Raw genomic sequence first — 12,172 nt, forward strand, 5'->3', positions numbered from 1 at the left:
GCCGTAGCATTCGCGCTCAACACCAGGCCCCGAAAAACTCTCGGGTGGAAGACACCGGCAGAAGCCTTCAGCGATCATCTAAACTTACTGCTGAACAGCAGTGTTGCGACGACTCCTTGAACCCAAGCTGTGGTCCACCGGTACGTAGCCGGCCAGGCCGGGCGTCAGCCAGCGCGGCAGGGACTCCTTCAGCTCGTTTCGGGCTTCGGCGGTGGAGTTCGCCACGTGGGCGACGGCCGCTGCCATGTGGGCTTGAGGCGTTCCCCCGTGAGAGGCGTACATGGCGATCATCGAGCTCTTCTGCCGGTCGTCGATGTGCATGCCGAGCAGCATCGGGAGGCCGCGCTTCGCGGCCAGTGCCACGGTCGGCGGTGAGGTGCAGGCCACGACCGGGCGCAGCCTGGCCGGTGGGACCAGTGGCACTTCACGGAAGCTGAAGAACTCCCCCGCCGCCGACACCCGCTCGCCGGAGAGCGCGGCGAGCAGTACGTCCAGCGACTCCTCGAAGCCGTGCTCGAAGCGCTCCAACCCGGTGCCGAACACCTCCAGGTCCACCCACGGGCCGCCCCTCCCGACGCCCAGCGTGAAGCGGCCGTTCGACAGGTGGTGCAGCATGGCCGCCTGTTCGGCCAGGGCGATCGGGTGCTGGGTGGACAGGACGCTCACGGCGGTGCCGAGGCCGATGCGGCTGGTCCTGCCGATCGCCACGGCCGCCAGCATGGTGGCGGAGGGGCAGACGCCGTAGGACATGAAATGGTGCTCGGCGATCCAGGCATCGGCGAACCCGGCCTCCTCGGCCGCCACGATGAGGTCGAGAGCGTTCGCCAGCACCTGCTCCGATCTCTGGTCCGGAAATCGGGCCACGATCAGAAAAATCCCGATTCGCATCCCATCGATGATGGTTGATTTCTGGCGCTTGGGACACCACTCGGGACGCTACTCAGGTCACCGCTCACGGCGACGAGTGGCCGCCCTCCGCCTTCCGCCGCGTGAAAGCCCGGCCGCCCTCCGCCCTCCGCCGCCATCCCTCTTCCGCTACTGCTTCTGTGGTTTCCGGATGCCCTCGCGCCAGATCTGCCTGATCAGGCTCGGCGTGCCCTCGACGGTGTGGACACCCACGGTCCTGCGGACGTACCGGTCGTCGGCGAGCTGCGCCACCATGCTCGCCGCCAGGTCGCTCCGACCGGCGTACATGCCGCCCGGAAAGTTCTCGCTCACGCGGTAGTCCGTCACCGTGTCGGAGTCGAACAGCCAGGCCGAGCGGACGATCGTCCAGTCCACGTCGCTCGCCCGTACCAGCGACTCCATCCGGATCGTGTCCTCGTACAGGGTCCGTCCGGGTTTGCGCATGAAGTACGGCTCCACGATCCGGGTGAAGAGGAACGAGTCGCTCGGACGATACGCGGGGTCGATGGCCGCGCTGCTGGCCACGACCAGCCGTTTCAGGCCATGTCGTGACATGGCGGCGATGAGGTTGGCCGTGCCGGTCGAATAGGTGCTGATGGGCTTGCTGCTATATGAGACACCCGCCACCGACACCACGGCCTGTCCGCCGGCGACGGCCTCCTCGACCGCGTCCCGGTCCCTGATGTCCGCGCTCGCCACGGCCAGGCCGTCACGCGGCCGGACGGCGGCCGGGTTACGGGTCACAGCGACGACCTGGTGTCCCTGGGCCAGTGCCTGGGCGGTCAGCAGCCGGCCGGTGGGCCCGTTGGCGCCGAAGACGACGACACGCATGTCAGCTCCCCCTTCAGATGGTGGCGTTCACCCCCATGACGCGCGGCGCTCGGCGAAGGTGACAGCGGCCCTGGCGCGCCGCCTCCGGCGGCCCGCCGGAGGCGGCGAGGTCGCATCACGCGACGGCGGTCCCCTCAAGCTCGACCATCAGGTCAGGGATCGCCAGCCGGGTCACCCCGAGCATCGTGGTGGGCGGTGCCACCCCGGCGGCGCCCAACCGCGACGCCAGCACGCCGTAGTGCTGGAAGAGCAGATCGACGTCGGTGGTGTAGACGTTGAGCCGGACGAGGTTCGCGAGGGACATGCCGGCCTCGCCGAGCACGGCCTCCAGGTTGTCGAGGCTCAGCGCCACCTGCGCCGCCATGTCATCGGCGTGCTGGGGCTTGCCGTCGCCGCTCATCGCAGTCTGCCCGGAGCAGTAGAGGGTCCGGGTGTGCCCGGAGACGACCTCACCCTGGTTGTACCCCATCTCCACCGACCACGCCCACGGGTTGACGACCGTTCGCTCCATTGCCATGTCAGCTCCATTCGATTCATTCACATCACGTACGTCGATCGGCTCGACAGCCGGTCGCGTTTATGAGCCTCCCAACAAATCACGACATCCTGTGTCGTGTATTTCGCTAACGTTCTCGCATGCGCGCCGATCGGTTGGTTTCGCTGGTGCTGCTGCTGCGGCAGTACGGGCGGCTGTCCGCGGCCACGCTGGCCCGCGAGCTGGAGGTGTCCACCCGCACCGTGCTGCGCGACATCGAGGCGCTGTCCGCGGCCGGTGTCCCCGTCTACGCCGAACGCGGCCGGCACGGCGGTTTCGCGTTGTTGCCGGGATTCCGGACCGAGCTCACCGGGCTGAACCCCGACGAGGCCCTTGCCCTGCTGGTCGCCGGATCGCGGCGCGGCGCCCAGGCATTCGGCCTCGGCTCGTCGCTCGCTTCGGCGATGCTCAAGGTGGTTGACGCGCTCCCGGAAAGCTATCGGGACACCGCGGCCGGCGCGGCCGAGCGATTGCTCATCGACCCGGAGACCGACCTCCTCTCGCGGCGGCTGGTCGCTGAGGAGGTGCCTGACGCCATAGCGGCCGAGGTCCTGCGTGCGGTGTTCGCCGGGCACAAGCTGCGGATCCACTACGAGGCTGTGGACCAGACCCCGGAGTGGCGCACGGTGGACCCGATCGGCCTGGTCACCATACGTGACCGGGGTTACTTGCTGGCCACGAGGTCGGGCGCGGACCGCACCTACCGGCTGTCCCGGATCTTGGCCGCCGAGGAACTCGCCGAACCCGCACAGCGACCAGACCGGGTCGATCTGGACCGGGCCTGGCAGGAACGCAGCACGCGGTTCCGGGCCGGCGGCGACCAAGTCACCGTGCTGGTACGAGTCCACCCGGCGCGGCGGGAGGACCTGCTGGGAACCGCCCTGGCCGTCCTCGCCGAAGAAGCCGAAACCGAAGAAGCCGGCGCGGACGGCTGGCTGCGGATGGAGGTGACCTTCCAAGATTCGAGACACGCCGAATGGGCACTGTGGCAGCTCAGCACGAACGCGGAAGCCCTCGCCCCGCAGTGGTTACGCACCGCCCTGCGCAACCGCGCCGCCGCGATCGCCACCCGCTACGGAGCGTCATCCTGACCCGCATGAAAAGATCAACCGAAGGAGCTAACCGAAGAGGCTCGCCTGGCCCTCGCCCACGGCCGGGTCCCGGTGCCGCTTGAGGTGACGCCAGCGGGGCAGGTCGTCCAGGTACGACCACGACAGCCGATGGTGCTCCGTAGGCCCCAGGCGGGCCAGCGCCTCCTGGTGGACCGGTGACGGATAGCCCGCGTTGTCCGCGAAGCCGTACTCGTCGCATCCGATCGTCCCCATGTACGCGTCCCGCCGTACCTTGGCCAGGACCGAGGCGGCCGCCACCGAGATGCTGGCCGAGTCGCCCTTGACCTCCAGGCGTACCGGCCACGGCGCCCCGATGTAGTCGTGCGAGCCATCGAGGATCAGCGCGTCGGGCCGCACGGGGAGGGCGGCCAGGGCGCGGCGGGCGGCGCGGCGCAGGGCCTCCGTCATGCCGAGCTCGTCGACCTCGGCATGGGTGGCGTCGCCGAAGCCGATGCCGGCCGCCCAGGACTCCAGGGAGGCGGCCACCGCCCTGCGCTTGGCGGCGGACAGCTGCTTGGAGTCCGTCAGCCCGGCGGGCGGGTCCGACAGGTCGGTGATGACGGCGCACACCGTCACCGGGCCGGCCCACGCGCCCCGCCCCACCTCGTCGAGGCCCGCGACCGTGGTCGTGCTGCGCTGGGAGAGCAGCAGGTGCTCGATGTCATAGGTGGGCGCCATGGGCACCAGACGTTATCGCTCCGCGAGCCGTACCGGATCCAGATCGGCGGCGAGATAGCGCGCGGCGACGTGGATGGCCCGTAGCGTCACCGACACCGACGGCCGGTGGACGCTGGAGCCGCGCGCGACGGCCCGCACCTCGCGGCCCACCGGATTGCCGGGGAACTGGCGGACGGCGATGCCGCGCACGCCGGCGGCCAGCGCGAGCGCGGGCACGGCGGCGATCCCGATGCCCTTGGCGACCAGCGACAGGATGGTGCCCAGCCCCTCGAACTCCCACGGCGTCGGCCTGGTGCCGCCCACGTCCACGAAGAGCCGGTCGACCGCGAGGCGTGACGGCTCCCCGTCCGGAGTGGCCATCCACGGCTCGTCACGCAGCTCGCGCAGGTCCAGGGGCACCTCCGGGTCGGCCAGCCGGTGCTTGCGCGGCACCACCAGCACCAGCGGGTCGTTCAGCAGCGGGAACGTCCGCAGGCTGTCGCTGTCGCCGACCCGCCCGTACCAGTCGTCGACGAGCGCGATGTCCACCTCGCCCGCCTGCACCTCGCGCATGCCCCGCCCCGACCGGCTCTGCCCGAGCCGGAGCGTCAGCTCGGTGTAGCGGCGCAGCGAGCGCGCCAGGGCGGGCGCGAACGCGACCGCCGCCGTGGGGAAGGCGGTCACCACCACCCGGCCGGACGGCGTGCCCGCGTGGGCCGAAAGGTCGGATTCGGCCTCTTCGACCATGGACAGAATGCGTTCGCCATGGATCACCAGGCGGCGGCCCGCGTCCGTCAACTCGGCGCTGCGCGCGGTCCGGTCGATCAGCGCGGTTCCGGTCTCCCGTTCGAGGGCCGCCAGCTGCTGGGACACGGCGGAAGGACTGTACCCCAGCGACTCGGCGGTCGCCGAGATGCTGCCTCGACGAGCAAATTCGCAGATCAGCACCAAGCGCCGGAATTCGAGCATCGGACTTCCTTCCGCCCACCCACAAAAAGCCTCGCTTGTGGTGATGCCTTCATCCAACCACGCTGGGAACGTGACAAACATGACGGTTACCCTCTCCGCCACTCTGGCGACCAACGAAGACATCGAGCGAAGACGGCGCGCCGGGGAACGGGTGCTGCACCTCGCATTCGGCGAGGCCGGCCTGCCCGTCCACCCGGCGCTGCGCGACAAGCTGGTCGCCGCATCCGAGCGCAACGGCTACGGGCCGGTCGCGGGAGCGGCCGACCTGCGGAGCGCGGCGGCGGGCTACTGGACACGACGGGGACTCCCCACCGACCCCGAACTGGTCGTCTGCGGCCCCGGCAGCAAGTCACTGCTGTACGGAGTGCTCCTGGCCATCGGCGGCGACATCGTCCTGCCCATGCCCAGCTGGGTCAGCTACGCGGCGCAGGCGGACCTGGTCGGCGCCCGTCCGATCATGGTCGCGCCCCCGCAGGGAGAAGGCGGTGTACCGGATCCGGAGCGCGTGGCCTCGGCCGTGTTGCACGCTCGCGCCCAGGGCCGGAACGTCCGCTCGGTGCTCGTGACGCTGCCCGACAACCCCACCGGACGCCTCGCGCCGCCGCAGACCATCCAACGCCTGGTGGAGGTCGCCCGCGAGCTCGACCTGTACATCATCTCGGACGAGATCTACCGGGACCTGCTGCACGACCCGCTGCTTCCCTTCACCTCGCCCGCGGACCTGGCGCCCGAGCGCACGGTCGTCACCACCGGGCTCAGCAAGAGCCTGGCGCTGGGCGGCTGGCGGATCGGCGTGGCCAGGCTGCCCGACGAGGCGTACGACCTGCGCGCCAAGCTGCTCGCGGTGGCGAGCGAGATCTGGTCCGCCCCGGCCGCTCCCGTGCAGGAAGCCGCCGCCTACGCCTTCACCGACCCGCCCGAGCTGGCCGAGCGCATCCTGCGGAGCCGGCGGCTGCACGGAACGCTCGCTCGCGCGGTGCGCGACAGGTTCACGGAGATCGGCGCGTCGGTGCCCACTCCCCAGGGCGGGTTCTACCTCTACCCGGACCTGAGCCACCTGCGACTCGGCGGCTCGGCCGAGATCACCCGGCTCCTGCTCGAGGAGCACGGCATCGGCGTGCTGCCCGGCCACGCGTTCGGCGACGATCCCGCCGCCGCGCGGGTACGGGTCGCGGTGAGCCTGCTCTACGGGGACACCACGGAGGAGCGACTGGCCGCGCTGAACAGCTCGGATCCACTCCAGCTGCCGTGGATCGCGGCCAATCTCGACCAGCTGTCGATGGGCTTGACGGAGCTCTCGCCGGCGCGGCGGAGCCCGGTGCGTGAACGGCACCCGGCGCTCGTGCCGACGCCATGTCACAGTTAGGCGAAACTTTGTCCACGGGCCGGTGCGGAGACCCCGTAATCGGCCCGTTGACCTGCATGAATACCCAGGTTGCAACAAGCTGCAAAGAATGGTGGGCGAGTGCTGTTCTCTCCCATACCGAGCAGCCTCCATCATGTGCTCATGCCCGCTCTTGTCACCTTGTCCGGGCGCCTCGTGCGCCTGGAACCTCTCAGCCTCGCGGTGATCGACGACCTCGTCGCCGCGGCGAGTGAAGACCGCTCCACGTATGCCTTCACCCGTGTCCCGGCCGGCCGGGACGAGATGGTCTCCTATGTGGAGGCCGCACTGGCTGAGCAGGCGGAGGGCCGCACGCTGCCCTTCGCCGTCCGGTGGCTGAACACCGACCGTGTGGTCGGTGCCACCCGTCTCATGCACCTGGAGTACTGGCAGGGCCCCATGCCCTGGCCGCCGGGTACGCGGGGCGCGGTGGGCGAGGTCCCGTCCGTGGCCGACATCGGTTACACCTGGCTGGGCGCGTCCGCCCAGGGCACGGGTGCTAACCGGGAAAGCAAGTACCTGATGCTCTCGCACGCCTTCGAGACGTGGAACGTCCACCGCATCACGCTCAAGTCAGACGTACGCAACAACAGGTCCCTGGCCGCGATAGCCGCCTTGGGCGCGCATTTCGACGGGATACGCCGGGCAGAATGCAGGGGCGCGGATGACACTGTCCGAGATACGGCGTACTACTCGATCCTGAACTCGGAATGGCCCGGGATTCGAGAACGCCTGGCCCAGAGGCTTGTCCTCGCGGCCGAGGCAGCATAAGGAAGCATCCGTGAAGGCCCCGCCATACGGCGGGGCCTGTGTCTTGCTTGTCCCATTTATGCCAGTGTCATGGCCGCCCCCGCGTTATCGGGGCCATGCCGCTGTTGACCCTCAGCATCCGCCGCGTGGCTCAACACCCGATTAAAGGCCGATCAACGCTTCGGTTAACGAATGGGCGGATGCCTATCTGTTACGCAAGGATGGACCTATCATTTGGTAACAAATCTTTCCATTGCGTTGGAGACAGGCGACATGACTGGTCAGAGCGGCGAAGGCGGGCTGAGGTTCGCCGTGCTCGGCCCCGTCCGCGCGTGGCGCGATGGCCAGGAACTCGACCTGGGCACCCCGCTGCAGCGCTCCATTCTCGCCATGCTGCTCCTGCGGGAAGGCCGTGCGGTTACTCCGACCGAGATGATCGACGCGGTGTGGGGCGAGGACGCCCCGCCGCGGGCCCTCGGTGCGCTGCGCACGTACGTCTCCAGGTTGCGCACGGTCCTGGAGCCCGGCAGGGCCGCCCGCTCCCGGCCCGAGCTGCTGACCTCCGTCGGCCGGGGGTACGCCCTGCGGCTGCCCGACGACTCGCTGGACCTGACCCGGTTCGAGCGCGGCATCCACGAGGCCGAGGCCGCGCGCCGGGCCGGCAAGCCGCGGGAGGCCGCCGAGGGTCTGCGGGCCGGGCTGGCGCTGTTCGAGGGCGAGCCGCTGGCCGGGGCCGTCGGGCCGTACGCGGAGCATCAGCGCGACCGGCTGGTCGAGTGCCAGATCAGTGCGGTCGAGACGCTCATGGACCTGGATCTGGAGCTGGGCGAGCACGCCGCGGTCGTGTCCGAGCTGATCGCGCTGACGGCCGAGCATCCGCTGCGTGAGCGGCTGCGTGCCCAGCTGATGCTGGCCTACTACCGGTGCGGCCGGCAGGGCGACGCGCTGGCCGTCTTCACCGAGACGCGTGAGGCGCTGATCGAAGAGCTGGGCATCGAGCCCGGCCACGAGCTGACCGCGCTGCACCAGCGCATCCTGTCCGCCGACCCCACGCTGGCCGCGGCCGAGGTGGCCGAGGAGGAGGCGCCGGAGGACCGGGCACCGACGCTCGACCTGCCCCGCCCCGCCCAGCTGCCCGCCGCGGTGAGCGACTTCACCGGGCGCATGGACATCGCCGGACGGCTGCGCGCGCTGCTGTCGTCGAAGCCCGCCGAGGGCGTGCCGGTGGCCGCGATCTGCGGGATCGGCGGGGTGGGCAAGACCACCCTGGCCGTGCACGTGGCGCACGCGGCCGACGACCTGTTCCCCGACGGCCAGCTGTACGCCGACCTGCGCGGCTACACCGACGAGGCGACCGGTCCTGAGTCGGCGCTGGGCGCGTTCCTGCGCGCGCTGGGCGTGCCGTCCGACGTCATCCCGGAGCGCCTGGCCGAGCGGTCCGCGCTCTATCGGTCGCTGCTGGCCGAGCGGCGCATCCTCGTGCTGCTCGACAACGCCCACAACGCCGAGCAGGTCGTCCCGCTGCTGCCCGGCTCCTCGGGCTGCGCCGCCATCGTCACCAGCCGCCACAAGCTGGCCGACCTGCCCTCGGCCCGGCTGTTCGACCTGGACGTGATGGACCCGGACGAGGCGCTGACGCTGTTCGCCTCGGTGGCCGGGCCCGAGCGGGTGGCGGCCGAGCACGGCGCCGCCATGGACGTGGTCGCCGCCTGCGGGTTCCTGCCGCTGGCCGTACGGATCGTGGCGGCCCGGCTGGCCGCGCGGCCCTCGTGGACGGTCGCCTCGCTGGTGCCCAGGCTGACCGACGAGCAGCGCCGCCTGGACGAGATGCGGGTGGGCAACCTGGCGGTCGAGGCGACGTTCGCCCTCGGCTACGGGCAGCTGGACATCGCCCAGGCCCGGGCGTTCCGGCTGCTGTCGCTGCCCAACGGGCCCGACTTCTCGGTGGGCGCCGCGGCGGCGGTGCTGTCGATGAGCGCGTTGGCCAGCGAGGACCTGCTGGAGTCGCTGGTCGACGCCAGCCTGCTGGAGGCGCCCGCGCCGGGCCGCTACCGCTTCCACGACCTGCTCAAGCTGTTCGCCCGGCGGACGCTGGAGAAGACCGAACGGCCGCAGGCCCGCACGATGGCGCTGCGGCGGCTGCTCGGGTTCTACCTGGCCTCCGCCCAGTCGGCGCACCGGCTGGCCTACGAGGGCAGCATGATCGCCGACAACCTCCAGGTGGACGGCAGCGGGCTCTCCTTCAACAGCGTCAACGAGGCCGTCGCCTGGCTGGTCGCCGAGGGCGACTCGCTGTTCGCCGCGATCAACCAGGCCGCCGCCACCGCCCACGCGCCTGAGCCACTGCTGCCCGCCGGTGACCTGCTGGTGGCCATGGAGCCGCTGCTGGAGTCCGGGACCCACACCCGCGAGTTCGACCAGGGCACGCGGGCCGTGCTGGCCACCGCCAAGCGCATCGCCGACGCGGGCAGCGAGCTGCGGGCCCGCTACGTGCTCGGCCGGGTGCTGTTCGCGAGCAACCGGCTCAAGGAGGCCGAGGAGCAGTTCAGGATCGTGCACGAGCTCTCGGTCGAGCGCGCGGAGAAGGTCGTCACCGGCGAGGTGATGAACGCCCTGGCCGTCGTCGTGGGCCGGCAGCGCCGCCACGCCGAGGCGCTGACCTGGTTCGAGTCGGCGATGCGCTGGTATCGCGAGAACGGCGTGCCGGCCGGCGAGGCGCTCGTGCTCAGCTACTCGGCCCGCGACCATCTCGGCCTCGGCCGCCCCGAGGACGCCATCGCCGCGGCGGAGAAGGGCCTGGCCATCTTCACCGAGATCGGCAGCGGCGCCGGCACCGCCCGCGCCCGCTACCACCTGGGCATCGTCCTGTCGCGGGTCGGCCGCATCGCCGAGGCCGTCCACCACCACGCCGAGTGCCTGGCCTTCTTCCGGGCCAGCAAGCAGCGCGTGTGGGAGCAGCGGGTCTGTTCCCGGCTCGCCGAGACGTTCATCGCCGCCAAGCGCTACCCCGATGCCGTACGGCACGCGGAGCAGGCGCTGGTGGTGTCGAGGGAGATCGGCCATCCCTATGGTGAGGCGCTCTCGCTGATGGTGCTCGGCGAGGCGCTCGAGGGGCTGGGCAGCGCCACGAGGAGCCTCGACTGCCTACGGCAGGCCTTCGAGATCTTCTCGCTGCTCGGCGCTCCTGAGGCGGGGGACCTCAAGGTCCGCCTCGACAAGGCCTCGATCGTCAAGCCCGTCGCCGGTGCTGTCGTCGATCCGGTCGCCAGTCCCGTCGAGCCCTGAGTACAGCTCGTCGTCCAGACGTGTCATCCACACATGGTTGATCAAGGCTGCCCCTTTGGGAGTCACGGATCCCCCGTGATGCGTGCGGGTGGCGCGATTGCTAGCCCGGCCGGCCATCTGACCGTCACGCGTCGCTAGGGGGCCCGGTTATCCGGATGCTCCGCGTAACGGCTAGCCGCCTCACATCGACGGCCGGCCGGACCCGACACGAGCCTCGAACCCCCCGGGCTCGTGTCTTGGTGAGAAGCCTCCACCCGGGGGGTCAACATCCGATCAACGGCCGATCAAAGCAGGAAATAACCCTCGGCGATGAGCGGCCGGATGGCGTCGGTGTGCAGGATCTCCCCGTCGCCGACCAGTTCTGCGATGACGTTGAGCAGCGGGCCGAGGGCGAGGTCGCCGTCGCAGACGCCGGCCAGGGCCGCCTCGACGGTGCCGACCTCCCTGCTGCGGCGCAGGCCATCCGTCTGGCGCAGCACGATGCGCATGGGGTCTTCCGCCCCCGGCAGGCCGATGCGCTCGTCCAGCAGGCCCGCCACGGTCCGCAGGTGGGCCGAGTCGAGGAAGCGCACCCGGTGGGCGGTCGCGATCGAGTCGAGCACGCCGTCGACGTAGTCGCCGACGGGCAGCGTGACCTGGTGGGTGAGCTGCTCCACGCGGACCACCGGGTCGAGCGTGCCCGCGTTGCGCATGGTGATCCAGCCGAATCCGATGCCCCGCACCTTGTGCTCGTCGAACCAGGCCAGCCAGCGGTCGTAGTGCTCGGTGTAGCCGGGGGTGCCCTGCACGGCGGCGTCCCGCAGCCACAGCTCGACGTATTCGGCCGGGTCCTGGACGTCCCGCTGGACCACCCAGGCGTCGCAGCCGGTCTCGCCGAGCCAGCCGCCGACCCGGTCGCGCCAGTCCTCGTCCGCCACGTGCAGCCAATTGGCCAGGAAGTGGGCCTGGCCGCCCGGATTGAGGAAGCGGGGGGTCTGTCGTACGAGATCGCGGCAGAACGCGTCGCCGTCGGCGCCCGTCTCGCGATAGGTCAGCTCGCCGCCGGGCGAGATGACGAACGGCGGGTTGGAGACGACGAGGTCGAACAGCTCCCCCTCGACCGGCTCGAACAGGGAGCCCACGCGGGCGTCCACACCGTCGATCCCGGACAGCCGCCAGCTCAGCCGGGCCAGCTCCAGCGCGCGGGGATTGAGGTCGGTGGCCACGATCTCCTCGACGCGGTCGGCCAGGTGCAGCACCTGTACGCCGCAGCCCGTGCCGAGGTCGAGGGCCCGGTGGACCGGGCGGCGGGTGACGAGCTGAGCCAGGTTGGCCGAGGCGCCGCCCGCGCCCACGACGTGGTCGGGGCGCAGAGCCGGGTCGCCGGGCCGTACCTTGCGATCGGAGACGACGTAGCCGCCGGTCTCCCAGGGCTGGAGGTGCACGGTGGCGCGTACGTGCTCGCCCTCGACGGCGACCAGGCCCGACGCGCGGGCCTCGTCGAGAACGCCCGCCGGGAACCGCGCGGCCGGAACGGCGGCGCCGAGCCACCAGAGCCGGATCAGCGCGGCCAGCGGGTCGTCACCGGCCGTGGCGCGCAGAGCCGGGACCAGCTCCTCGCGGGACAGGGCCGAGGCCGCCATGGCGCCCAGCCGATCGCGGACGCCGTCAATCGAGTAGCCGGTCTCGAGGAGGTGATCGCGCAGTCGTTCCACGAGACCATCCTTTCACCGCAGAATCCGCGCATGATCCGATACCCACAGT

Annotated in this window: 10 protein-coding genes; 4 read left to right on the forward strand and 6 right to left on the reverse strand. The window is 70.8% G+C overall.

What is annotated here, in order from left to right:
* Positions 1-84: 84 nt before the first annotated feature.
* From LDL49_RS51065 to LDL49_RS51075, 3 genes are all read right to left on the reverse strand, one after another.
* Positions 85-888, reverse strand: coding sequence for an LLM class flavin-dependent oxidoreductase (locus LDL49_RS51065; RefSeq protein ID WP_225302213.1), 804 nt, complete (start codon positions 886-888; stop codon positions 85-87).
* 147 nt (positions 889-1,035) lie between these two features.
* Positions 1,036-1,737, reverse strand: coding sequence for an NAD(P)-dependent oxidoreductase (locus tag LDL49_RS51070; protein WP_225302214.1), 702 nt, complete (start codon positions 1,735-1,737; stop codon positions 1,036-1,038).
* Positions 1,738-1,852: 115 nt separating this feature from the next.
* The gene (locus tag LDL49_RS51075) at positions 1,853-2,248 is read right to left on the reverse strand and encodes a RidA family protein (protein WP_225302269.1); all 396 of its coding nucleotides are present in this window, start codon (positions 2,246-2,248) and stop codon (positions 1,853-1,855) included.
* A 125-nt stretch (positions 2,249-2,373) separates the two neighbouring features.
* On the opposite strand from LDL49_RS51075, the gene LDL49_RS51080 reads away from it, so the two are divergent.
* Complete coding sequence (locus LDL49_RS51080; RefSeq protein ID WP_225302215.1) at positions 2,374-3,363, forward strand: helix-turn-helix transcriptional regulator; 990 nt, start codon at positions 2,374-2,376, stop codon at positions 3,361-3,363.
* 27 nt (positions 3,364-3,390) lie between these two features.
* Here the strand turns inward: LDL49_RS51080 and rnhB are convergent, their stop codons facing one another.
* Both rnhB and LDL49_RS51090 read right to left on the reverse strand, forming a co-directional pair.
* Positions 3,391-4,062 (reverse strand): ribonuclease HII, encoded by a 672-nt coding sequence (gene rnhB, locus LDL49_RS51085; protein ID WP_225302216.1) that lies wholly within the window; start codon positions 4,060-4,062, stop codon positions 3,391-3,393.
* 12 nt (positions 4,063-4,074) lie between these two features.
* On the reverse strand, positions 4,075-5,010 hold the full coding sequence (locus tag LDL49_RS51090) for a LysR family transcriptional regulator (RefSeq protein ID WP_225302217.1): 936 nt from the start codon (positions 5,008-5,010) through the stop codon (positions 4,075-4,077).
* A 79-nt stretch (positions 5,011-5,089) separates the two neighbouring features.
* Here LDL49_RS51090 and LDL49_RS51095 point away from each other — a divergent pair, with 79 nt between their 5' ends.
* The 3 genes from LDL49_RS51095 to LDL49_RS51105 all read left to right on the forward strand — a co-directional run bounded on the left by LDL49_RS51095 (position 5,090) and on the right by LDL49_RS51105 (position 10,429).
* Complete coding sequence (locus tag LDL49_RS51095) at positions 5,090-6,376, forward strand: pyridoxal phosphate-dependent aminotransferase (RefSeq protein ID WP_225302218.1); 1,287 nt, start codon at positions 5,090-5,092, stop codon at positions 6,374-6,376.
* A gap of 141 nt (positions 6,377-6,517) precedes the next feature.
* The gene (locus LDL49_RS51100) at positions 6,518-7,165 is read left to right on the forward strand and encodes a GNAT family N-acetyltransferase (RefSeq protein WP_225302219.1); all 648 of its coding nucleotides are present in this window, start codon (positions 6,518-6,520) and stop codon (positions 7,163-7,165) included.
* Between the two features lie 252 nt (positions 7,166-7,417).
* On the forward strand, positions 7,418-10,429 hold the full coding sequence (locus tag LDL49_RS51105; RefSeq protein ID WP_225302220.1) for an AfsR/SARP family transcriptional regulator: 3,012 nt from the start codon (positions 7,418-7,420) through the stop codon (positions 10,427-10,429).
* Positions 10,430-10,713: 284 nt separating this feature from the next.
* Here the strand turns inward: LDL49_RS51105 and LDL49_RS51110 are convergent, their stop codons facing one another.
* Positions 10,714-12,123, reverse strand: coding sequence for a DUF7059 domain-containing protein (locus LDL49_RS51110; RefSeq protein WP_225302221.1), 1,410 nt, complete (start codon positions 12,121-12,123; stop codon positions 10,714-10,716).
* Positions 12,124-12,172 lie beyond the last annotated feature (49 nt).

This window comes from Nonomuraea aurantiaca, assembly GCF_020215705.1.
GTDB lineage: Bacteria > Actinomycetota > Actinomycetes > Streptosporangiales > Streptosporangiaceae > Nonomuraea > Nonomuraea aurantiaca.